The 21,146-nt window shown below is 65.2% G+C and carries 20 protein-coding genes; 6 read left to right on the forward strand and 14 right to left on the reverse strand.

Annotated elements, in window-relative coordinates:
• Window positions 1–26: 26 nt before the first annotated feature.
• On the forward strand, window positions 27–710 hold the full coding sequence (locus TO66_RS05790) for an extensin family protein (RefSeq protein ID WP_409077185.1): 684 nt from the start codon (window positions 27–29) through the stop codon (window positions 708–710).
• 11 nt (window positions 711–721) lie between these two features.
• Here the strand turns inward: TO66_RS05790 and TO66_RS05795 are convergent, their stop codons facing one another.
• Window positions 722–1,342, reverse strand: a complete 621-nt coding sequence (locus TO66_RS05795) for a hypothetical protein (RefSeq protein WP_044461432.1) — start codon at window positions 1,340–1,342, stop codon at window positions 722–724.
• Between the two features lie 94 nt (window positions 1,343–1,436).
• Here TO66_RS05795 and TO66_RS05800 point away from each other — a divergent pair, with 94 nt between their 5' ends.
• On the forward strand, window positions 1,437–2,219 hold the full coding sequence (locus tag TO66_RS05800) for a class I SAM-dependent methyltransferase (protein ID WP_044461433.1): 783 nt from the start codon (window positions 1,437–1,439) through the stop codon (window positions 2,217–2,219).
• A gap of 66 nt (window positions 2,220–2,285) precedes the next feature.
• On the opposite strand, the gene TO66_RS05805 is transcribed toward TO66_RS05800, so the two are convergent.
• Entirely contained in the window at window positions 2,286–2,930 is a 645-nt protein-coding gene (locus TO66_RS05805; RefSeq protein ID WP_044461434.1) for a TetR/AcrR family transcriptional regulator, read from the reverse strand.
• Between the two features lie 93 nt (window positions 2,931–3,023).
• Between TO66_RS05805 and TO66_RS05810 the strand changes: the two genes are divergently transcribed.
• Window positions 3,024–4,124 carry an efflux RND transporter periplasmic adaptor subunit gene (locus tag TO66_RS05810; RefSeq protein WP_044461435.1) on the forward strand — a complete coding sequence of 367 codons (1,101 nt, stop codon included), beginning with the start codon at window positions 3,024–3,026 and terminating at the stop codon, window positions 4,122–4,124.
• Between the two features lie 6 nt (window positions 4,125–4,130).
• Window positions 4,131–7,196 (forward strand): efflux RND transporter permease subunit, encoded by a 3,066-nt coding sequence (locus TO66_RS05815; RefSeq protein WP_044461436.1) that lies wholly within the window; start codon window positions 4,131–4,133, stop codon window positions 7,194–7,196.
• A 105-nt stretch (window positions 7,197–7,301) separates the two neighbouring features.
• On the opposite strand, the gene TO66_RS05820 is transcribed toward TO66_RS05815, so the two are convergent.
• From TO66_RS05820 to TO66_RS33200, 4 genes are read right to left on the reverse strand one after another with little or no spacing between them, the layout of a single operon-like run.
• Window positions 7,302–7,991 carry a DUF4197 domain-containing protein gene (locus TO66_RS05820; protein WP_044461437.1) on the reverse strand — a complete coding sequence of 230 codons (690 nt, stop codon included), beginning with the start codon at window positions 7,989–7,991 and terminating at the stop codon, window positions 7,302–7,304.
• Between the two features lie 25 nt (window positions 7,992–8,016).
• A complete protein-coding gene (locus TO66_RS05825) occupies window positions 8,017–8,415 on the reverse strand; it encodes a YbaY family lipoprotein (protein ID WP_044461438.1) in 399 nt (132 codons plus the stop codon).
• 51 nt (window positions 8,416–8,466) lie between these two features.
• Complete coding sequence (gene plsB / locus TO66_RS05830; RefSeq protein ID WP_044461439.1) at window positions 8,467–10,971, reverse strand: glycerol-3-phosphate 1-O-acyltransferase PlsB; 2,505 nt, start codon at window positions 10,969–10,971, stop codon at window positions 8,467–8,469.
• The gene (locus tag TO66_RS33200) at window positions 10,968–11,120 is read right to left on the reverse strand and encodes a hypothetical protein (protein ID WP_156162042.1); all 153 of its coding nucleotides are present in this window, start codon (window positions 11,118–11,120) and stop codon (window positions 10,968–10,970) included. Before TO66_RS33200 ends, plsB begins: the two co-directional genes overlap by 4 nt.
• A 94-nt stretch (window positions 11,121–11,214) precedes the next feature.
• Between TO66_RS33200 and TO66_RS05835 the strand changes: the two genes are divergently transcribed.
• Window positions 11,215–11,424, forward strand: a complete 210-nt coding sequence (locus TO66_RS05835; RefSeq protein ID WP_007927922.1) for a cold-shock protein — start codon at window positions 11,215–11,217, stop codon at window positions 11,422–11,424.
• A 109-nt stretch (window positions 11,425–11,533) separates the two neighbouring features.
• Here the strand turns inward: TO66_RS05835 and TO66_RS05840 are convergent, their stop codons facing one another.
• The 4 genes from TO66_RS05840 to TO66_RS05855 all read right to left on the reverse strand — a co-directional run bounded on the left by TO66_RS05840 (window position 11,534) and on the right by TO66_RS05855 (window position 16,760).
• Complete coding sequence (locus TO66_RS05840) at window positions 11,534–11,911, reverse strand: hypothetical protein (RefSeq protein WP_044461440.1); 378 nt, start codon at window positions 11,909–11,911, stop codon at window positions 11,534–11,536.
• Between the two features lie 83 nt (window positions 11,912–11,994).
• Complete coding sequence (locus tag TO66_RS05845) at window positions 11,995–12,804, reverse strand: putative RNA methyltransferase (protein WP_044461441.1); 810 nt, start codon at window positions 12,802–12,804, stop codon at window positions 11,995–11,997.
• Window positions 12,804–13,955 (reverse strand): succinyl-diaminopimelate desuccinylase, encoded by a 1,152-nt coding sequence (gene dapE / locus TO66_RS05850; RefSeq protein WP_044461442.1) that lies wholly within the window; start codon window positions 13,953–13,955, stop codon window positions 12,804–12,806. Before dapE ends, TO66_RS05845 begins: the two co-directional genes overlap by 1 nt.
• Window positions 13,956–14,165: 210 nt before the next feature.
• Window positions 14,166–16,760 (reverse strand): glycosyltransferase, encoded by a 2,595-nt coding sequence (locus TO66_RS05855; protein WP_044461443.1) that lies wholly within the window; start codon window positions 16,758–16,760, stop codon window positions 14,166–14,168.
• A 264-nt stretch (window positions 16,761–17,024) separates the two neighbouring features.
• On the opposite strand from TO66_RS05855, the gene tcdA reads away from it, so the two are divergent.
• The gene (gene tcdA, locus TO66_RS05860) at window positions 17,025–17,840 is read left to right on the forward strand and encodes a tRNA cyclic N6-threonylcarbamoyladenosine(37) synthase TcdA (RefSeq protein WP_044461444.1); all 816 of its coding nucleotides are present in this window, start codon (window positions 17,025–17,027) and stop codon (window positions 17,838–17,840) included.
• A gap of 107 nt (window positions 17,841–17,947) precedes the next feature.
• Here tcdA and TO66_RS05865 read toward each other — a convergent pair whose 3' ends face one another.
• From TO66_RS05865 to TO66_RS05880, 4 genes are all read right to left on the reverse strand, one after another.
• A complete protein-coding gene (locus TO66_RS05865) occupies window positions 17,948–18,352 on the reverse strand; it encodes a SufE family protein (RefSeq protein ID WP_044461445.1) in 405 nt (134 codons plus the stop codon).
• On the reverse strand, window positions 18,349–19,554 hold the full coding sequence (locus tag TO66_RS05870; protein WP_044461446.1) for an aminotransferase class V-fold PLP-dependent enzyme: 1,206 nt from the start codon (window positions 19,552–19,554) through the stop codon (window positions 18,349–18,351). Before TO66_RS05870 ends, TO66_RS05865 begins: the two co-directional genes overlap by 4 nt.
• Before the next feature lie 76 nt (window positions 19,555–19,630).
• Window positions 19,631–20,665, reverse strand: coding sequence for a 2,3,4,5-tetrahydropyridine-2,6-dicarboxylate N-succinyltransferase (dapD, locus tag TO66_RS05875; protein WP_044461447.1), 1,035 nt, complete (start codon window positions 20,663–20,665; stop codon window positions 19,631–19,633).
• A gap of 35 nt (window positions 20,666–20,700) precedes the next feature.
• Window positions 20,701–21,009 (reverse strand): arsenate reductase, encoded by a 309-nt coding sequence (locus tag TO66_RS05880; RefSeq protein WP_230011666.1) that lies wholly within the window; start codon window positions 21,007–21,009, stop codon window positions 20,701–20,703.
• Window positions 21,010–21,146 lie beyond the last annotated feature (137 nt).

Below are 21,146 nucleotides of genomic sequence, written 5' to 3' on the forward strand. Positions count from 1 at the left end.
CGGGAGTCACTGTGCGCAGGGGAAAGATCGGCTTGCTGCTTCTGCTGTTGATCGCGGCTGGCCTGTTGGCGGTCTGGCGCGGTTGGCTGCCGCTTCCCGCTGCCTGGAACCCCTGGGCGCCGCTGCAAGTAAGGGACAAGCCCAATCTGTTGACCCGCTTCAAGCTGATGCGCCTGCGCGATGACCGGGCCTTGTGCGACCAGGTGCTGAGCGACTCCGGCTTGCGGGTGATCCGGCAGCAGGACAGCCGTCCGGATGCCGACTGCCCGCTGCACAATGTGTTGCGGGTGCAGGGTGGCGAGGTGGCCTTGAGCAGCAGTTTTCTCGCCAGTTGCCCGCTGGCCGTGGCCTTTGCCCTGTATCAGCGTCACGGCCTGCAACCTGCGGCCCGCGCGGTTTACGGGCAGGAGATAAGCCGCGTCGAGCACCTGGGCAGTTTCGCCTGTCGTAATATGTACGGTCGCGAGACCGGTGCGCGCAGCCAGCATGCAACCGCCGACGCCCTGGATATTTCGGGGTTTCGCCTGGCCGACGGTCGCCGTATCAGCGTGCTCGAGGATTGGCCGGGGGAGGGGGCGAATGCGCGTTTCCTGCGTCTGGCCCGGGAGGGCGCGTGCGATGCGTTCAACGTGGTGCTGGGGCCGGACTACAACGCTGCCCATCGCAACCATTTTCATCTGGATGTGGGGCCCTGGTGGATCTGCCGTTGAGTGCCTGAGGATCAGGCGGCGATGCGCAGGTTCTGCAGGATCAGCGGACGGGCCCAGCCGGTATCGAAGTCGAACTGTTTCTGTTGCTCGATGAGTTCTTCCGGCGGGAAAGGCGGGAAGGGTTTGTCCAGCAGCTCGGTCTCGAACTCGGCGATCGGCAGGTGCAGCGGCCTTGGTTGGGGCGCCGGGCCCGGTTCGGGCATGGGCTGGCCGGCATTCAGGACGAGCGGGCGGACCCAGCCGCTTTCGAAGGCTTGCTGGCGCTGCTGGGCGACGATTTCTTCCGGCGGGAAGGGCGGGAAAGGTTTGTCCAGCAGCTCGGTCTCGAACTCGGCGATTGGCAGGAACAGCGGTTCCGGTGGGCGGATCTCGGTGTCCTGGACGTCGCAATGGCGCTGGGTAACGATTTGCGCCAGCAGGTCGCTGCCTCCCTGGGGTTCGAGCGGGCCTTGCAGATCCACCGCAGGCATCGGCGCCGGGGCATTCGTGCCATCGCCGATTTGCTCGGCCAGCGCCTGGGCAAAAAAATCCTGCCACAGATGGCTGACGCCGCTCAGTGCCTGGGAATTTTTTAGGCCGTAATCGCCGTGGGGCGATATGACGCCGATGGATAGGCTTCGAATGTCTGACATTTCTCTCGGGTCGACGCTCAGCTCTGGCAAAATGCCGGATAGTTTGGTTATCGGCAGTTTTTGCCGATCATTAATTTTTCGAGTGTGTTTTCAGATGAGTGAGCAACCAGCGGCCTGCCGCATCAAAGTCGAGGCCTTGGCCGATGCATTCCAGGCGCAGGCGGCGCACTGGGCACAGCGACTGGGGCTGCCGTTGCAGGTCGAGGAGGCTGAATTCGCCTTGCAGGTCGGCGAGCAGGGCTTGCAGTTGCAGCAGCTCGGGGCCGACGCGCCGGGGCCGGTGCGGGTGGATTTCGTCGAAGGCGGCGCGGCGCACCGACGCCTGTATGGCGGCGGTAACGGGCAGATGATCGCCAAGGCCGTGGGGATCGCCCAGGGCGTGCGTCCGCGGGTGCTGGATGCCACGGCGGGGCTGGGCAAGGACGCGTTCGTCCTGGCCAGCCTGGGTTGCGAGATGAGCCTGATCGAGCGCCAGCCCTTGATCGGCGCCTTGCTCGAGGACGGCCTGGCGCGCGCCGGCGAGGATTTCGAGGTGGCGCCGATCGTGGCGCGCATGCACCTGCTCAAGGGCAACTCGATCGAGGTCATGCGCAACTGGGAAGGCGAACCGCCCCAGGTGATCTACCTGGACCCGATGTTCCCGCATCGGGAAAAGACCGCGCTGGTGAAGAAGGAAATGCGCCTGTTCCGGCCCCTGGTCGGCGATGACCCGGATGCCCCGGCACTGCTGGAGGCGGCCCTGGCCCTGGCCAGCCACCGGGTGGTGGTCAAGCGCCCGCGCAAGGCGCCCTGCATCGAGGGGCCCAAGCCGAGCCACGCGCTGGACGGCAAGTCCAGCCGCTACGATATCTATCCGAAGAAGGCGCTCAAGGCCTGATGAGGGGAAGGCCCTCCTGGCCTTCGAGCTTGCTCGCGATAGCGCCAGACCGGCCGGCACCCAGTCTCAGGCCAGCCCCGGCCGATACGCCCGCATGAACAACCCCACCACTTCCCGCACATGCGCCTCGGCGGCTTCGGCGCTCAAGGGCTCGCCGTAGCCGTAGAGCAGGCGAAAGTTCGCCGCGCCCTTGAGCAGGCAGAAGAAGTGCTCGGCGGCATGGTGGGGCTTGTCGATGCTCAGCGCGCCGCTCTGGTCGATCCGGGTCAGCAGCCGCTCCATGCCCTGCAGCATGTGTTGCGGCCCGGCTTCGAAGAAAATCTGCGAGAGCTTCGGGTCCTGGCTGCCCTGGGTCATGATCAGGCGGTGCAGGTTCAAGGATTCTTCGCTGTTGATCAGCAGGTGAAAGCCCCGTGCGATGTTCAGCAGCACGCTTTCGATCGGCTGGCCGGCCGGCAGCTCGAAGATCAGCGTCGGCAGCTGCTCCTCGCACTTGGCCATGACCGCGGCGGAGAACAGCGTCTCCTTGTCGTTGAAGTGGCTGTACACCGTCAGCTTGGAAACACCGGCTTCGGCCGCCACCGCGTCCATGCTGGTGTTGGCGTAGCCATTGCTGAGGAACAGGTTTTTCGCGGCTTCGAGGATGGCCTGGCGTTTTGCCAGATCCTTGGGCCGACCCGGGCCGTTCGAGGTAGAAATATTGTCGGACATTCTTCGCTTTAATACTGGACTGGTGAGTTTGCTATTAATAACATACCCGCCAGTATAAATATTCGAAGCACCCTTAGCGAAAGGTCCCTCACCATGTTCCGCTATGCCTTGCCCCTCGCCCTGCCAGTCAGTCTGGCCATCCTGCTGTCCGCCTGCGGTCATGAAGAAGCCGCGCAAACCACCGTCCGCCCGGCCATGGTGGTACAGCCGGAGCCCGCGGCCCAGGCGATGGACAGCTATCCCGGCGAAGTCCGCGCGCGCTACGAGCCGGACCTGGCGTTCCGGATCGGCGGCAAGGTCAGCCGACGGCTGGTCGAGGAGGGGCAACGGGTGAAGGCCGACCAGCCCTTGGCCGAACTCGATCCGCAGGACGTGCGCCTGCAACTGGAAGCCACCCGGGCGCAGGTGGCGGCGGCCGAGGCCAACCTGAACCTGGTGCGGGCCGAGCGCGACCGCTACAAGACCCTGATGGACCGGCAGATGGTCAGCCGTTCCCAGTACGACAACGCGGAAAACCTGTACCGCTCGGGCGAGGCCCGGCTCAAGCAGATCAAGGCCGAATTCGACGTGGCCAGCAACCAGGCCGGCTATGCCGTGCTGCGAGCGCCCAAGGATGGCGTCATCGCTCGGCGCACGGTCGAGGTCGGCCAGGTGGTCGCCGCCGGCCAGACGGTCTTCACCCTGGCCACCGATGGCGAGCGTGAAGTGCTGATCAGCCTGCCGGAGCAGGGTTTCGGCCGTTTCCGCATTGGCCAGCCGGTGTCGGTGGAACTGTGGAGCCAGCCCGACCAGCGCTTTGCCGGGCAGATCCGCGAGTTGTCGCCGGCCGCCGATCCGCGTTCCCGGACCTTCGCCGCCCGTATCGCCTTCACCGCCGGCAAGGTGCCGGCCGAGCTGGGGCAAAGCGCCCGGGTCTTTATCCAGGCCGCGGCCAGCGTGCCGCTCTCGGTTCCGCTGTCGGCGGTGACCGCGGAAAACGGTGCCGCCTATGTCTGGCGGGTGGATGCCGGCAATACCCTGAAAAAGACCCCGGTGCGCCTCGGTGCCTTCGGCGAGAAGAGCGTGCCGGTGCTCGAGGGCCTTGGCGTCAGCGACTGGGTAGTGGCGGCCGGCGTGCATGTGCTCCATGAGGGGCAGCAGGTGCGTCCGGTGGATCGCTCCAACCGCGTGGTCAATCTGGCGGCCAAGGAGTAATCCCCGATGGGTTTCAATCTTTCCGCATGGGCATTGCGCAACCGCCAGATCGTGTTGTTCCTGATGCTGTTGCTGGCGGTGGTCGGGGCGTTGTCCTACACCAAGCTGGGGCAGAGCGAGGACCCGCCTTTCACCTTCAAGGCCATGGTGATCCGCACCAACTGGCCGGGCGCCACGGCGCAGGAGGTGTCCCGGCAGGTGACCGAGCGCATCGAAAAGAAGCTGATGGAAACCGGCGAGTACGAGCGGATCGTCTCGTTCTCCCGCCCGGGCGAGTCCCAGGTGACCTTCATGGCCCGCGACTCGATGCATTCGGCGCAGATCCCCGAGCTCTGGTACCAGGTGCGCAAGAAGATCAGCGACATCCGCCAAACGCTGCCGCCGGGAATCCAGGGGCCCTTCTTCAACGATGAGTTCGGCACCACCTTCGGCAATATCTACGCGTTGACCGGCGAGGGGTTCGATTACGCGGTGCTCAAGGACTACGCCGACCGGATCCAGATCCAGCTGCAACGGGTCAAGGACGTGGGCAAGGTCGAGCTGCTGGGCCTGCAGGACGAGAAGGTCTGGATCGAGCTGTCGAACGTCAAGCTGGCGACTCTCGGCCTGCCGCTGGCGGCGGTGCAGCAGGCGCTGGAGGAACAGAACGCGGTGTCCACCGCCGGTTTCTTCGAGACCGGCAGCGAGCGCTTGCAATTGCGCGTGTCCGGCAACTTCCAGAGCGTCGAGCAGATCAGCAATTTCCCGATCCGCGTGGCCGACCGCACCTTCCGCATCGGTGACGTGGCCGATGTGCGCCGCGGTTTCAACGATCCACCGGCGCCGCGCATGCGCTTCATGGGCCAGGACGCGATCGGCCTGGCGGTGGCCATGAAGGACGGCGGCGACATCCTGGTGCTGGGCAAGGCGCTGGAGCTGGAGTTCGCCCGGCTGCAGAACACCCTGCCGGCGGGCATGGAGCTGCGCAAGGTGTCCGATCAGCCGGCCGCGGTGAAAACCGGCGTCGGCGAGTTCGTCCGGGTGCTGGTGGAGGCCCTGGCAATCGTGTTGCTGGTGAGCTTCTTTTCCCTGGGCGTGCGCACCGGCATGGTGGTGGCCCTGGCGATTCCGTTGGTGCTGGCGATGACCTTCGCCACCATGTATTACCTGGGGATCGGCCTGCACAAGATTTCCCTGGGGGCGCTGGTGCTGGCCCTGGGTTTGCTGGTGGACGATGCGATCATCGCGGTGGAGATGATGGCGATCAAGATGGAGCAGGGCTACGACCGGCTCAAGGCCGCCAGCTATGCCTGGACCAGCACCGCGTTCCCGATGCTCACCGGCACCCTGATCACCGCGGCGGGTTTCCTGCCGATCGCCACGGCGCAGTCTGGCACCGGCGAGTACACCCGTTCGATCTTCCAGGTGGTGACCATCGCCCTGCTGGCGTCCTGGGTCGCCGCGGTGGTGTTCGTGCCTTATCTGGGCGAGAAGCTGCTGCCGGACCTAGCCAAGCTGCATGCGGCCAAGCACGGCACCGCCGACGGCCAGCCGGACCCGTACGGCACGCCGTTCTATCAGCGGGTGCGGCGGATGGTGGAATGGTGCGTGCGCCGGCGCAAAACCGTGATCGCCCTGACCGTGCTGCTGTTCATCGCTTCGGTGATGCTGTTCCGGTTCGTGCCGCAGCAGTTCTTCCCGGCTTCCGGGCGCCTGGAACTGATGGTCGACCTGAAATTGGCGGAAGGCGCGTCCCTGAGCAACACCGCCGAGCAGGTCAAGCGCCTGGAAGCGCTGCTCAAGGATCACCCGGGCATCGACAATTACGTGGCGTACGTCGGCACCGGTTCGCCGCGCTTCTACCTGCCCCTGGACCAGCAACTGCCGGCGGCGAGCTTTGCCCAGTTCGTGGTGCTGGCCAAGACCATCGAGGAACGGGAAAGCCTGCGCAGCTGGCTGATCGAAACCCTGGACGAACAGTTCCCGGCCTTGCGTTCGCGGGTCACCCGGCTGGAGAACGGCCCGCCCGTGGGCTACCCGGTGCAGTTCCGCGTCACCGGCGAACATATCGAGGAAGTCCGCGCCCTGGCGCGCAAGGTGGCGGCCAAGGTGCGCGAGAACCCGCATGTGACCAACGTGCACCTGGATTGGGAAGAACCGAGCAAGGTGGTCTACCTCAATATCGACCAGGACCGGGCCCGCGCGCTGGGCGTGAGCACGGCCAACCTGGCGAAGTTCCTGCAAAGCTCGCTGACCGGGTCCAGCGTCAGCCAGTACCGCGAAGACAACGAGTTGATCGAGATCCTGCTGCGCGGCACCCGGCATGAGCGTACCGAGCTGTCGTTGCTGCCGAGCCTGGCGGTGCCCACCGACAACGGCAAGAGCGTGGCGTTGTCCCAGGTCGCGACCCTGGAGTACGGCTTCGAGGAAGGCATCATCTGGCACCGCAACCGCCTGCCGAACGTGACCATCCGCGCCGACATCTACGGCAAGGAACAACCGGCGACCCTGGTACAGCAGATCCTGCCGACCCTGGAGCCGGTGCGCGCCGAACTGCCGGACGGTTATCTGCTGGAGGTGGGGGGCACCGTGGAAGACTCCGCCCGCGGGCAGAACTCGGTGAAGGCCGGCGTGCCGCTGTTCATCGTGGTGGTGTTGACCCTGCTGATGCTGCAACTGCGCAGCTTCTCGCGCACGGCGATGGTGTTCCTCACCGCGCCGCTGGGGCTGATCGGGGTGACCCTGTTCCTGATGGTGTTCCGCCAGCCGTTCGGGTTCGTGGCGATGCTCGGCACCATCGCGCTGTCGGGGATGATCATGCGCAACTCGGTGATCCTGGTGGATCAGATCGAGCAGGACATCCGCGCCGGGTTGCAGCCGTGGCAGGCGATCATCGAGGCGACGGTGAGGCGTTTCCGGCCGATCGTGCTGACCGCGCTGGCGGCGGTACTGGCGATGATCCCGCTGTCGCGCAGCGTGTTCTTCGGGCCGATGGCGGTGGCGATCATGGGCGGGCTGATCGTGGCGACGGCGCTGACGTTGCTGTTCCTGCCGGCGCTATATGCGGCGTGGTTCCGCGTCAGGAAAACCTGATGCGTCCCTTGTAGGAGCGGCCGGTCGACGCTCGATTGCCCGCGATAGCGTTCAGTCAGGTAGAACGCAATCGCGGGCAAGCCTCGCTCCTACGGGGGGATGGGGTTACAGGCTGCCGAAGACCTTCTTCGCCAGGCTGGTGGCTGCCGCCGCCGGGTTCTGGCGGATGGTCGCTTCCTGCTTGCCGATCATCTCGAACAGGCCGTTGAGCGCTTGTTCGGTCACGTAGCCTTCGATATTCGCGTTCTTCGCATCCAGCACGCCGAGGGTCGCGGCCTGGCCGGTGAACGAGTTGTATTGCTTGGCCAGGCCGACCTTGTCGGTGGCCTGCTTGACGATCGGCAGGAACTTCAGGCGGATCTGCTCGCGGCTGGTCTTGCTCAGGTACTGGGTGGCGGAGTCGTTGCCGCCCTTGAGGATGCCCTTGGCGTCTTCCACGCTCATCTTCTTCACGGCATCCACCAGCAGCGCCTGGGCCTGTGGCACGGCGGCCTCGGCGGCCTTGTTCATGCTGGTCTCGAGCTCCTCGACCTGGGCGCCCATGCCGAACTGTTTCATTTTCTTCGCCACTTTGCCGAGGCTGCCCGGCAGTTCGATGCGCACGTCCGGGTCATTGCTGAACCCGCCGGGCGTGCCCAGTTGTTTGACCGCCACCTGGGCGCCCTGGGTCAGGGCATCCTTGAGGCCGCCGGTGGCGTCTTGTTGCGACAGGTCGCCGAGCGACAGCGCCAGGGCGCTGGCGGACATCAGCAGGCCCGCGCAGAGGCTGGTGAAGCGAAGGGAGGAACGGAGCATGGCAGCTTCCTTTCGATAAAGAGGATCAGCGAACGGCGTCGACACGGATTTTCAGCGGCTGCGGATCGCTGCCGTCGAGCTTCACGCCGTTATGTTCGGTGGTGATGAACAGCAGCTTGCCGGCCACTTCGATACGCGCACTGACCGAGTAGCGATGCCCGGGCTTGACCTGGGCCGGGTCGTAGCTGAGGTGGAAGGGCAGCGGCACCTGGCCCTTGACCGGGCCTTTCTGTTCGGCCAGCACCACGGCGGGGGCATCGGCCAGCGACACGTCTTGCAGGCTGACGCTCAAGGTAGCGGCCGGTGGCAAGGCGATGCGTTGCAGGTAGAAGACTTCGCCGTCGAGGCTGGCATGGCTGGCAGGTTGCATGCTGTGGCAGGCCCCGAGCAGGGTGGTGAGGGCGAGCAGGGTGAGTTTTCTCATGATGGATCTCCGTATCGGGGGCGCCAGAAACCGCCTGGCGCCGATAAGAATCTAGTCGCTTTGGACGGGGGCGGCGATCTGTTCGGCGGCGTCTTCGCTGCGATGCAGGGCCACCTGGCGGATCGACAGGCGGATCTCCGCGGGCAGCACGCGCTTGGCCGCACCTTCGGCCAGCTCGCCGAGCAGTTCGTGGTAGCTCAGCTTGCCGGCCTCGTCGCGGCGCAGCACGTCTTCTTCCAGCAAGGTCTGGATGAAGTGGCGGAACAGGCTCTTGTCGAAGAATTCCGGGGCATTCAGGCCGTGCAGGATCGACAGGCGCTGGGCCATCACCGTGCACAGGTCTTCCAGCTCCTCGGCGCTGATGCTGCGCTGGCCGCTGTTGAGCAGCAGCGAAATGGCCATGTAGAAGCGTTGCAGGGTCTGGGCGATGCTCTTGGACAAGAGCGTCAGCAGCACGAAATGCCGCGAACTCGGGGCCGGGCGCAGGTACAGGTCTTTCTCGAAACGCAGCAGGCCCTGCTCGACGAAGGCTTCCAGCCATTGGTCGATCACCCCGTCCAGCTCGTCCAGGGACCAGCGGATGAACAACTCCGACTGCAGGTAGGGATACAGCGCCCGGGTATAACGCAGGATCTGCTCGCGGCTCATGCGCGACGAACTCTGGAAGAAGCTCGCCAGCAAGGCCGGCAGGGCGAAAATGTGCAGTACGTTGTTGCGGTAGTAGGTCATCAGGACGGCGTTCTGCTCGTCCAGGTAGAGAATCTTGCCCAGGGCATCGCTCTGCTCGGACAGCAGGTCCATGTCCTTCACATGCGCGATCAGCGCGCGGCCATCGCCTTCTGGCAGGGTGGTGTGGGGCGAATAGGGAACCTTGCGCAGCAGCGCCAGGTACAGGTCCAGCACCCGGGCCATGGCGCGGTCGTCGAGGGCCAGGCGGCTGGTAGACAGCAGCGCCAGGGCCACCAGGTTGACCGGGTTGATCGCGGCGGCTTCGTTCAGGTGCCGGGCGACTTTCTCGCCCAGGCGGTTGGTGGTGTCGTTCAGCCAGGCCGGCTTGAACTGCGGGCCCAGCTCCTGGTTGCGCCAGCCCGGCTGCTCCTGGTCGAGGAATTCGCCCAGCTTGATCGGCTCGCCGAAGTTCACCGCCACCTGGCCAAAGCGCTGCTTGAGGGCGCCGATGACCTTGAAGATGTCGAAGATCGACTCCTTCTTCTTGCTCGCGCCGCGCAGCTCGCCCAGGTAGGTGCGGCCTTCCAGCACGCGCTCGTAGCCGATGTACACCGGCACGAAGACGATCGGCATGCGCGAGGAACGCAGGAAGCTGCGCAGGGTGATCGCCAGCATCCCGGTTTTCGGTTGCAGCATGCGTCCGGTGCGCGAGCGCCCGCCCTCGACGAAGTACTCCACCGGGAAGCCCTTGGTGAACAGGGTGTGCAGGTATTCGTTGAACACCGAGGTGTAGAGCGGGTTGCCCTTGAAGGTGCGGCGCATGAAGAAGGCGCCACCCCGGCGCAGCAGGCCGCCGATCACCGGCATGTTGAGGTTGATCCCGGCGGCGATGTGCGGCGGGGTCAGGCCGTTGCGGAACAGCAGGTAGGACAGCAGCAGGTAGTCGATGTGGCTGCGGTGGCAGGGTACGTAGATCACCTCGTGGCCCGGGGCGATCTTCTGCACGCTTTCGATGTGGTTGACCTTGATCCCGTCGTAGATCTTGTTCCAGAACCAGCTCAGCACCACTTCGAGGAAGCGGATCGCGGTGTAGGTGTAGTCCGAGGCGATCTCGTTGCCGTAGCGCAACGCCTGGGCCTTGGCTTTTTCCGGGGCGATCTTTTCCCGCTCGGCTTCGTCGAGGATCGCCTGGCGCACCAGCGGCTGGTTCAGCAGGCCCTTGACCAGGTTGCGGCGGTGGGAAATGTCCGGGCCGATCACCGCGGCCTTCAGGTTGCGGAAATGCACCCGCAGGATCCGCTGGGCCATGCGCACGGTGCGTTCATGGCCCTTGTTGTGTTCGATCAGTTCGCGCAGGTGGATCGGCGCGGAGAACTGTACCCGGGTCTTGCGGCCCAGGATCATGATGCTCAGCAGCCGGCGCAGGCGCCCGGTGACCGCCCAGCTGTCGGCGAACAGCAGCTTCCACGGGCTCGATTCGCTATCTGGCGACTGGCCCCAGAACACGCTGACCGGAATGATCTGCGCGTCTTCGGCGGCATTCTGGCTCAGGGCGCTGACCAGGCGGGTCAGGGTCGGCGGTGCACCGCGCTTGTCCTGGCGGCCGAGCCAGTCGGGGGCCGGGGTCAGGTAGAAGAACGCGGCGGGCTCCAGCAGGTTACCCACCGACACCGGCAGTACCGGGCGCGGCAGGCCGGCCTTGGTGCACTCGGTATCGACCACGGCGAGGTCGGTCAGCGAAGGGTTTTGCAGGACGTAGAACACCGGGCGACTGCGGTCGAGGTTGAGGGTGAAGGACGACTGGTTGATCGTTTCCGAGCGGACCCAGAGATACAACAGTCGGCGCAAGGTGCCAAACACAAGACGGCGGAACGGGGAGCGGGTCATACGGCTTCTGCTTTAGTGGGAAAAACCGAGCAGTTGCTCGGGGCGGCTAGTGTGCCGGATTCGCCGAAAATCGGCAAAAAAGCGGCAAACAAGATTGAGTTGAGAGTTTTTGCGCCTGTCATATACTCGGCCGGCTGGCGCTTGGGCATGGCGACCCCTCAATAGAGAACGCGGCCCAGGCGAAAGTTCTCACGGCTTCGTTTCAACAAGCCGACTGATAATAAAAAGACGGAGGATGGATTGATGGCAACTCGCGAAACCGGCAGCGTGAAGTGGTTCAACGACGCCAAGGGCTACGGCTTCATCCAGCGTGAAGGCGGTGCCGATGTATTTGTCCACTACCGTGCTATTCGTGGTGAAGGCCACCGCTCGCTGACCGAAGGGCAGCAGGTCGAATACGCCGTGGTAGAAGGGCAGAAGGGACTGCAGGCAGAGGATGTAGTGGGCTTGTAAGCGCTGCATCTTTGTAGGAGCGAAGCTTGCTCGCGATAGCGTTTTAACTGACACAACGCTATCGCGGGCAAGTCGGATCGCCGCCCGCTCGCTCCTACAGTAATTGGAGTCAGGCGGTACGCCAGGTAATCTCTTCTTCCCCGTCGGCGCTGATGCGAATCCAGCGATCGGCCGACTCTTCCCCTTCTTCCTCCACCCAGCTGCCCGGTGCGCAGCGCACCTCGACCTTGAGTGCGGCGAACGCTGCGCGAGCACAGGCGATATCGTCGTCCCAGAGCGTCCGGTCGCTTTCCAGGTACAGGCTGTTCCACTTGCCCACGGCCTTGGGCAGCCAGGTGACCGGCACGCCGCCGGCCTGGCATTTGTAGGTCTGGCCTTTCTGTACCCAGTCGCTGCACGGGCCCAGCGCGGCGCCGAGCCAGGCGGCGATGGCCTTGTGGTCGACGTCGGCGTCTTTCAGGTAAATCTCGATGTCCGGCTGGCGCATGGATGTCCTCGTTGCGGGTCTGAAAAATCCATTCGCGGATTTCTTCGGCCTCGGGTTGCTGCCCGAGGCCCGGGATTGTTGGGTTATTGCAGAACGAAATAATCGTAGCGCATCGACACGCTGACCTCGAAGGCTTCGGCCTGTTCGATCACGCTGGCCCGGCGTTCGGCGCTGGCCCGCCAGCCGTGGGGCGTCATGGCCAGCAGGTTGGCGCGGTCCTGCGGGTTGGCCAGGCTCAGCTTGAACTCCAGGGTTTCGCTGTGCGCCAGGGCCATGCCTTGCGGCACCAGCGCCAGGTGCTTGTCGTCGGTGTATTCGCGGACCTCGTCGTACAGGCGTTCGCGCAGCTCCATCAGGTGGCCGCTGGTCGGCCCGACTTTCATCAGGCCGCCGCCGGGGCTGAGCAGGCGCTTGGCTTCCTGCCAGTCCAGCGGGCTGAAGACGCTGGCGAGGAACTGGCAACTGGCGTCGGCCAGGGGAATGCGCGCCATGCTGGCGATCAACCAGGTCAATTGCGGGGCGCGGCGACAGGCGCGCTTGACCGCTTCCCGGGAAATATCCAGGGCATAACCGTCCGCCTGGGGCAGGGCCTCAGCGATCCGGGCGGTGTAGTAGCCCTCGCCGCAACCGATATCGACCCAGCGCTGCGGTGCGCGTTCGGCGGCCAGTTCGGCCAGGCGCTTGGCCACGGGGGCGTAATGGCCGGCGTTGAGAAAGTCGCGGCGGGCTTCGACCATGGCCTGGTTGTCGCCCGGGTCGCGGCTGTTCTTGTGCTGCACCGGCAGCAGGTTCAGGTAGCCCTGGCGGGCGCGGTCGAAGCGATGCCCGGCGGGGCATGCGACACCGTTGTCGACGGCGCCGAGGGGCGCCGCGCAGATAGGGCAGGCAAGCATCAGGCGAGCAACTTGATCAGGGTCTGGTAGTAGATTTCGGTCAGCACGTCGAGGTCGCTGGCCAGCACCCGCTCGTTGACCTGGTGGATGGTGGCGTTGACCGGGCCCAGCTCGACCACCTGGGTGCCGAGGGTGGCGATGAAGCGCCCGTCGGAGGTGCCGCCGCTGGTGGAAGCCTGGGTCTCGCGACCGGTGATGTCCTTGATGCTGGCCGATACCGCGTCGAGCAGCGCGCCCGGCTCGGTGAGGAACGGCAGGCCCGACAGCGCCCAGTCCACGTGCCAGTCCAGGCCATGCTTGTCGAGAATGGCGGCGACGCGCTGTTGCAGGCCTTCGACCGTGGATTCGGTGGAGAAGCGGAAGTTGAACACCGCCACCAGCTCGCCGGGGATCACGTTGGTCGCGCCCGTGCCGGAATTCAGGTTGGAGATCTGGAAGCTGGTCGGCGGGAAGAAGGCGTTGCCGTCGTCCCAGTGCTCCGCGGCCAGTTCGGCCAGGGCGGCGGCGGCCAGGTGGATCGGGTTCTTGGCCAGGTGCGGGTAGGCGACGTGACCCTGCACGCCGCGCACCGTGAGTTTGGCGCCGAGGGAGCCGCGACGGCCGTTCTTGACCACGTCGCCGACCAGGCTGGTGCTCGACGGCTCGCCGACGATGCACCAGTCCAGGCGCTCCTTGCGCGCCGCCAGGCGCTCGACCACGGCCTTGGTGCCGTGGTGGGCCGGGCCTTCTTCATCGCTGGTGATCAGGAAGGCCACCGAACCCTTGTGGTCCGGGTAGTCGGCGACGAAACGCTCGGCGGCCACCAGCATGGCGGCCAGGCTGCCTTTCATGTCCGCCGCGCCGCGCCCGCAGAGCATGCCGTGTTCATCGATCAGGGCGTCGAACGGGTCGTTCTGCCAGGCCTGGACCGGGCCGGTCGGCACCACGTCGGTGTGGCCGGCGAAGCACAGCACCGGGCCTTCATGCGTGCCGTGGGTGGCCCAGAAGTTATCCACATCCTCGATGCGCATCGGCTCGAGCTTGAAGCCGGCCTGGCCCAGGCGCTGCATCATCAGTTTCTGGCAGTCGGCGTCGACTGGCGTCACCGACGGACGGCGGATCAGGTCACAGGCGAGTTGCAGGGTCGGCGAAAGGTCGGCGTGGGCCGTCATGGGAAACTCCGGTGCAAGGCGTTATGTGTAGGGGCGAGCGGGCGGCGATCCGACTTGCCCGCGATGGCCGCGACGCGGTTTGCCTGAGGCACCGCAGGGATTTCATCGCGGGCAAGCCTCGCTCCTACAATGGGGGCAAGGCGCGCAAAATGGCGGATATCTTAAAGCAAAACGGCGGCCAGAGGCCGCCGTTTAGTGCTTTGCCGCGATTTATGCGGCGCCTGCGGGTTCGGCCTTGGCCACCGGTTTTGGCAGCGACGACAGGAACGCCATGACCAGCGCCGCGACGTACGGCAGCGACTGCACCAGCAGCATGGTCACCCAGAAGCGCATGTCGTTGCTCGGCAGGCCGCCCTGCACCAGGTAGATGCCCAGGGCCGCGCCCCACAACAGCAGCATGATGAACAGCTCCTCCCGGGCCTCCGAGATCGCCACCCAGAAGCCGTGGTTGTCGGCATTCTTCGGCGTGCGGAAGAACGGAATGCTGCTGGTGAAGAAGCCGTACAGCACGGCCTTGGCGATGGTGTGCGACAACGCGAGGCCAGCCAGGGCTGCGCAGAACGCGTCCTTGAGGTTGACCCCGACCGCCCGGCGGTAGAGGAAGATGATCTTGCCGACCTTGAACACGAACAGCGCCAGGGGCGGGATCGCGAAGATCAGCAACGGCGGGTCGACGCGTTGCGGCACGATGATCATCGCCGCCGACCAGAGCAGGGCGCCGAGGGTGAAGAAGATGTTCATGCCGTCCGCCACCCACGGCAGCCAGCCCGCGAGGAAGTGGTAGCGCTGGCCGCGGGTCAGCTCGGTGTCCTTGCCGCGCAGCAGGCTGGCGGTATGGCGCTTGATGATCTGGATCGCCCCATAGGCCCAGCGGAAACGCTGTTTCTTGAAGTCGATGAAGGTATCCGGCATCAGGCCCTTGCCGTAGCTGTCGTGGTAATACGCCGCCGACAGGCCTTTCTCGAACACCCGCAGGCCCAGCTCGGCGTCTTCGCAGATGCACCAGTCGGCCCAGCCCAGCTCTTCCAGGACCGAACGGCGGGTCATGGTCATGGTGCCGTGCTGGATGATCGCATCGCGGTCGTTGCGGGTGACCATGCCGATATGGAAGAAGCCCTTGTATTCCGCGTAGCAGAGCTTCTTGAAGGTGCTTTCGTTCTGGTCGCGGTAGTCCTGGGGCGATTGCACCACGGCGATTTTCGGGTCGGCGAAGTGCGGCACCATGTGCTTGAGCCAGTTGCGGTCGACGCAGTAGTCCGAGTCGATCACCGCGATCACTTCGGCGTCCTTGGCGGTATGCGGGATCAGGTAGTTCAGCGCGCCGCCCTTGAAGCCGGCCAGGGGCGCGACGTGGAAGAACTTGAAGCGCGGGCCGAGGGTTTCGCAGTAGTCGCGTACCGGCTCCCACACCGCCGGGTCCTTGGTGTTGTTGTCGATGATCAGGACTTCGTAGTCCGGATAGTCGAGGTTGGCCAGGGCGTCGAGGGTCTGCTTGACCATCTCCGGCGGCTCGTTGTAGCACGGCACGTGGACCGAGACCTTCGGCCGGTAGCCGGAATCGCCCTCGACCGGCAGGAATTCGCGCCGGCGCTTGTGCACCCACACCGCCTCGGCCAGTTCATGGGCTTCGGTCAGCAGCACGATGAACACCCCCAGCGCACCCAGGGCGAGCAAGAAGCCCACGGTCAGGCTGAACCACGTGCTGTATTGCTGGCTGTAGTCGTAGCCGATCCACACCAGCACCGAACCGCAGAGGAAGGCGATGAAAGTCAGGAAGGTCCGGCCGCGCTGGCGCAGGGCCGAGCCGTCGATCATCAGCAGGGTCAGCGACAGCAGCGCCAGGACCACCGAGCCGATGGCCAGCACGCGCCATTGCGGGATCGCCACCACCGGGCCTTCGCAGTTGAATTTCTGCTGGCGCGCGGCGTTGAACACGCCCCAGTAGGCGCCGACCGAACCTTCGTCGCTGGCCTTCCACGGCTGGTCGAAGGCTTCGATCACGAAGTAGTTGTAGCCCTGGCGGTTGAGCTTGTTGACCAGGTTGCGCAGGTAGATCGCCTGGTCCGCGGGGCTGGCGTCGGCGCCGCCGCGCATGCGGCCGTTGCTCGGCCAGCCCACTTCGGACAGCAGCAGCGGTTTTTTCGGGAACATGTTCTTCAGGTCGCGAGCACGATCGAGGACGAACTGCCCGGCCTTGTCCATCGGGATGAATTCCCAGTACGGCAGGACGTGCGCGGCGATCAGGTCGACGTGCTTGGCCAGCTCCGGGTGTTCTTCCCAGACGTGCCACTGCTCGGACGTGGTGACCGGCACCTTGACCGCGGCGCGCACGCGATCGAGCAGCACGCTCAACTGGTCGGCGGTGATTTCCTTGCGGAAGATCGCTTCGTTGCCGACCACCACCCGCACGACGCTGCGCGAGCTGTTGGCGATATCGATGGCGCGGGTGATTTCCCGCTCGTTGCGTTCCAGGTCCGGGCTGATCCAGATCCCCAGGGTCACGCGCAGGCCGAACTCTTCGGCCAGCTTGGGAATGTTCTCCAGGGTGCCGTCGACCGAGTAGGTACGAATGTTGTCGGTCAGCTTGCTCATGATCTCCAGGTCGCGACGCATTTCATCGTCGGTCGGGTACTGCTCTTTCTGCGGGAACTGGCCCAGCTGGAAAGGCGAGTAGGAAAAGCCGGAGATCTGGGCAGGCCAGTTGGGAGCGGAGACCGGGCGGTTGATTAATGCCCAGAAGCCGGTGAACAGGGCGGCGATTGCCAGAACCACCACCAGGTTGAGTCCAAATTTACGCGATGACATAGCTATTTCGGGTTCCAAAGGGTGTGGAACGGGGATCGGTCGGCAGGCGCCAAGCGGCGCGCATCCTACACTGGCCTTCAACCGAGCGTACAGCGCCCGGGGGAAAGCCGCAGATTGGGCAATCCAACTCGATTTAAGTTCTCTGTGGCGGTTTTTTCAGATAGTTCCACTTATTAAAGCAGCCCCGATCGCCATTCATAGGGCAAAGATGCTCTTGACGGACATCGGCCCTATAATGCGCGCCGGTTTTTTGGGGTAACGGTCATGAGTACAGAAGATCCGCGGTTTGCTGGCGTCGCCCGGTTGTATGGCATCGAGGGGCTTGCGCGTTTGCGCGCCGCCCATGTGGCGATCGTCGGCGTCGGCGGCGTCGGCTCCTGGGCGGCGGAAGCCATCGCCCGTTGTGGCGTGGGCGAGATCTCGCTGTTCGACCTGGACGACGTCTGCGTCAGCAACAGCAATCGGCAACTGCACGCCCTGGACAGCACGGTCGGCAAGCCCAAGGTCGAGGTCATGGCCGAGCGCCTGCGTGGCATCAACCCGGATTGCAGGGTGCATGCGGTCGCCGACTTCGTCACCCGCGACACCATGGCCGAGTACATCACGCCGAATATCGATTGCGTGATCGACTGCATCGATAGCGTCAACGCCAAGGCGGCGCTGATCGCCTGGTGCAAGCGGCGCAAGATCCAGATCATCACCACCGGCGGCGCGGGCGGGCAGATCGACCCGACGCTGATCCAGGTCTGCGACCTGAACCGCACTTTCAACGATCCGCTGGCCTCGAAAGTGCGCTCGACCCTGCGCCGCGACTACGGCTTTTCCCGCACCGTGACCCGTCACTACAGCGTGCCTTGCGTGTTCTCCACCGAACAACTGCGCTATCCGAAACCGGATGGCAGCATCTGCCTGCAGAAGAGCTTTGTCGGCGATGGCGTGAAACTCGACTGCGCCGGCGGTTTTGGCGCGGTGATGATGGTGACCGCGACCTTCGGCATGGTCGCGGCGACCAAGGCGGTGGACAAGCTGGTGGCGGGCGTGCGGCGCCCGGCGGACCGGGTCAAACCCGCAGCCATTTGATTCTTGTAGGAGCGAGGCTTGCCCGCGATACAGGCGCCGCGGTGGGTCAGGGCGGGCGCCATCGCGGGCAATCGAGCGTCGACCGGCCGCTCCTACAGGGATGGGCGTCAGGCTGAGAGTTCGCGCATCCGCTGCAACACCGCATTCAAGCCATTGCTGCGCGAGGGCGACAGCTGGCGCGACAGGCCCAACTGATCGAACCAGCCTGGTAGGTCCACCCGTTGCAGCTCCTCGGCGGACAGGCCGTTGACCCGTGCCAGCAGCAGCGCCACCAGGCCGCGGATCAGCCGCGCGTCGCTGCTGGCGGTGAACTGCCAGTGGCCGTCCTGCAAGCGGCCCACCAGCCAGACCTGGCTTTCACAGCCATGCACCCGATTGGCCTCGACCTTGTCGGCTTCAGGCAGCGGCGCCAGGCGTTCGCCCCATTGCATCAGCAGGCGGGCGCGCTGTTCCCAGGCGGGGGTGCCCTGGAAGCTGTCGAGGGCGGCCAGGGCGTCGGCGGGCAGGCTCATCGCAGCAGCTCCAGGGCCTGGTCGAGGGCTTCGAAGAAGCGCTCCAGATCTTCGGAGTCGTTGTACAGCGCCAGGGAGACCCGGATAGCGCCGGCCAGGCCGAGGCTTTTCAGCAGCGGCATGGCGCAGTGGTGCCCGGCGCGCACGGCGATGCCTTGTTCGGTCAGCAGGTGGGCCAGGTCGGCGTTGTGTACGCCATCGACCACGAAACTGACCAGCGCCAGCTGCGGCTTGCCCAGCAGGCGCAGGCCTTTGCGCGCCTGCAGGCCATGCAACAGGTAGGCATGCAGCGCGGCTTCATGGGCGCTGACGGCGTCCTGGTCCAGGCCGGCAAGGTAATCGAGGGTCGCGCCCAGGCCGATCACGCTGGCGATCGGTGGCGTACCGGCTTCGAAGCCCAGCGGGGCGGGGCGGAAGCTGGCGTGCTGGTAGTCGGCCTGCTGCACCATCTCGCCCCCGAACTGCCAGTGACGCAGGCCTTGCAGCGCCTCGTTGCGCCCGTACAGCACGCCGAGGCCGTCCGGGCCGTAGAGCTTGTGGCTGGAGAACACATAGAAATCGCAGCCCAGCGCCTGCACATCGTGGCGGCCGTGGACCACGCCCTGGGCGCCGTCGACCACGGTCAGGGCCGCGTGTTCGCGGGCCAGCGCCAGCAGCCGGGACAACGGCTGCCAGGCGCCCAGCACGTTGGACAGTTGGCTGACGGCCAGCAGCCGGGTGCGCGGGCCTATCAGGCGGGCGGCGGCGTCGAGGTCGATCAGGCCGTCGTCGTCCAGCGGCAGGACCACCAGTTCGAGACCGCGACGCTGCGCCAGCTGCTGCCAGGGCAGCAGGTTGGCATGGTGTTCCAGGGCGCTGACGACGATTTCGTCGCCCGGGTTGAATTGATGTTCCAGGCCATAGGCCAGGAGGTTCAGCGCGGAGGTCGCGCCATGGGTGAAGATGATCTGCCCGCTTTCTTCGACGTTCAGCCACTGCGCCACCTTGTGCCGGCTATCCTCGAAGGCCTGGGTGGCATGAGCGCCGGGCAGGTGCTGCGCGCGATGCACGTTGGCCGCGCCATTGCCGTAGTAGTGCGCCAGGGCGTCCAGCAGGGCCTGGGGTTTCTGTGTGGTGGCGGCGTTGTCCAGGTAGGTCTGGTCCTGCCGTTGCAGGGCGGCGATGGCCGGGAAATCGGCGCGCCAGGGGGAGGCTACAAGCATGGTGGCAGAACTCGTTTGAACAGGCCGGGCGCCGATGATAAGCGCCCGGCAGGTTCCAGTGGAACCGAATCGCCGCTTAGTTGTGAGCGTGCAGCGCTTCGTTCAGCTCGATCGCCGACTTGTGGGTCTTGCACTCCACGGCGCCGGTTTCCGAGTTGCGACGGAACAGCAGGTCGGGCTGGCCGGCCAGTTCGCGGGCCTTGACCACCTTGACCAGCTGGTTGTTCTCGTCCAGCAGCGCCACCTTGGTCCCGGCGGTCACGTACAGGCCCGACTCCACGGTGTTGCGGTCGCCCAGCGGGATGCCGATGCCGGCGTTGGCGCCGATCAGGCAGCCTTCGCCGACCTTGATCACGATGTTGCCACCGCCCGACAGGGTGCCCATGGTCGAGCAGCCGCCGCCCAGGTCCGAGCCCTTGCCGACGAACACACCGGCGGAAACGCGGCCTTCGATCATGCCCGGGCCTTCGGTGCCGGCGTTGAAATTGACGAAACCTTCGTGCATCACGGTGGTGCCTTCGCCGATGTAGGCGCCCAGGCGGATGCGTGCGCTGTCAGCGATACGCACGCCGCTCGGCACCACGTAGTCGGTCATTTTCGGGAACTTGTCCACCGAGAACACTTCCAGCAGCTCGCCGCGCAGGCGCGCTTCCAGCTGGCGCTCGGCCAGTTCGCCGAGGTCGACCGCGCCCTGGTTGGTCCAGGCCACGTTCGGCAGCAGCGGGAAGATCCCGGCCAGGTTCAGGCCGTGCGGCTTGACCAGGCGATGGGACAGCAGGTGCAGCTTGAGGTAGGCCTCGGGCGTCGAGGACAGCTGGGCGTCTTCGGCCAGCAGGGTCGCGACCAGCGGCTTGTGGCTTTCGGCCAGGCGGGTCAGCAGCGCGGCCTGGGCGGCGTCGACGTTTTTCAGGGCATCGGCCAGTTCCGCGGCCTGGGCGTTGGTGAAGGCGATGGCCTGGTTGCCTTCGCTGTAGCCCAGCACCGGCGCGATGGCGGCGACGAGGTCTGCCGACGGCTTGATCAGGGGGGCGGCGTAGAACACTTCCAACCAGGCGCCTTGACGGTTTTGAGTGCCGACACCGAAGGCCAGGCTGAACAGGGTAGTGGACATGCTGTTACCTCATACAAAAATTGAACGGGCAGGTCTTATTTGATCTCTGCCGCGTAGATATCCGGCTTGAAGCCAATCAGGGTTCGGTCACCGAGATCGAGCACCGGGCGCTTGATCATCGAGGGTTGCGCGAGCATCAGTTCGATTGCTTTCGCCTGGTCGAGATCGGCTTTGCGTTCGTCGTCGAGTTTGCGAAAGGTCGTGCCCGCACGATTCAACACCACCTGCCAGCCGTGCTCGTCGCACCATTGGGTCAGGTGTTCACGGTCGATTCCGGCCGTCTTGTAGTCATGGAAGTCGTAGCTGACAGCGTGTTCATCGAGCCAGGTGCGCGCCTTTTTCATGGTGTCGCAGGCTTTGATGCCGAAAAGGTGCAACGTTTTGCTTGAAGCGGTCAAGGAATTGCCCCCTTTTGAGATGCTGGAGTCAAAGGTTCGGATTATGCCATGCCCGCGCCGGTTCGGCGTCGGCGAAGGCCCGG

Origin of the sequence: Pseudomonas sp. MRSN 12121 (assembly GCF_000931465.1) — a bacterium.
GTDB lineage: Bacteria > Pseudomonadota > Gammaproteobacteria > Pseudomonadales > Pseudomonadaceae > Aquipseudomonas.

Coding starts and splice junctions, on each gene's coding strand:
- TO66_RS05855 (WP_044461443.1), bottom strand. CDS start 16,760: ATGTCATCGCGTAAATTTGGACTCAACCTGGTGGTGGTTCTGGCAATC.
- TO66_RS05865 (WP_044461445.1), bottom strand. CDS start 18,352: ATGAGCCTGCCCGCCGACGCCCTGGCCGCCCTCGACAGCTTCCAGGGC.
- dapE (WP_044461442.1), bottom strand. CDS start 13,955: ATGACGGCCCACGCCGACCTTTCGCCGACCCTGCAACTCGCCTGTGAC.
- TO66_RS05840 (WP_044461440.1), bottom strand. CDS start 11,911: ATGCGCCAGCCGGACATCGAGATTTACCTGAAAGACGCCGACGTCGAC.
- TO66_RS05815 (WP_044461436.1), top strand. CDS start 4,131: ATGGGTTTCAATCTTTCCGCATGGGCATTGCGCAACCGCCAGATCGTG.
- TO66_RS05845 (WP_044461441.1), bottom strand. CDS start 12,804: ATGCTTGCCTGCCCTATCTGCGCGGCGCCCCTCGGCGCCGTCGACAAC.
- TO66_RS05825 (WP_044461438.1), bottom strand. CDS start 8,415: ATGAGAAAACTCACCCTGCTCGCCCTCACCACCCTGCTCGGGGCCTGC.
- TO66_RS05805 (WP_044461434.1), bottom strand. CDS start 2,930: ATGTCCGACAATATTTCTACCTCGAACGGCCCGGGTCGGCCCAAGGAT.
- TO66_RS05800 (WP_044461433.1), top strand. CDS start 1,437: ATGAGTGAGCAACCAGCGGCCTGCCGCATCAAAGTCGAGGCCTTGGCC.
- TO66_RS33200 (WP_156162042.1), bottom strand. CDS start 11,120: ATGCCCAAGCGCCAGCCGGCCGAGTATATGACAGGCGCAAAAACTCTC.
- TO66_RS05880 (WP_230011666.1), bottom strand. CDS start 21,009: ATGAAAAAGGCGCGCACCTGGCTCGATGAACACGCTGTCAGCTACGAC.
- TO66_RS05870 (WP_044461446.1), bottom strand. CDS start 19,554: ATGCTTGTAGCCTCCCCCTGGCGCGCCGATTTCCCGGCCATCGCCGCC.
- TO66_RS05835 (WP_007927922.1), top strand. CDS start 11,215: ATGGCAACTCGCGAAACCGGCAGCGTGAAGTGGTTCAACGACGCCAAG.
- TO66_RS05795 (WP_044461432.1), bottom strand. CDS start 1,342: ATGTCAGACATTCGAAGCCTATCCATCGGCGTCATATCGCCCCACGGC.
- plsB (WP_044461439.1), bottom strand. CDS start 10,971: ATGACCCGCTCCCCGTTCCGCCGTCTTGTGTTTGGCACCTTGCGCCGA.
- TO66_RS05810 (WP_044461435.1), top strand. CDS start 3,024: ATGTTCCGCTATGCCTTGCCCCTCGCCCTGCCAGTCAGTCTGGCCATC.
- tcdA (WP_044461444.1), top strand. CDS start 17,025: ATGAGTACAGAAGATCCGCGGTTTGCTGGCGTCGCCCGGTTGTATGGC.
- dapD (WP_044461447.1), bottom strand. CDS start 20,665: ATGTCCACTACCCTGTTCAGCCTGGCCTTCGGTGTCGGCACTCAAAAC.
- TO66_RS05820 (WP_044461437.1), bottom strand. CDS start 7,991: ATGCTCCGTTCCTCCCTTCGCTTCACCAGCCTCTGCGCGGGCCTGCTG.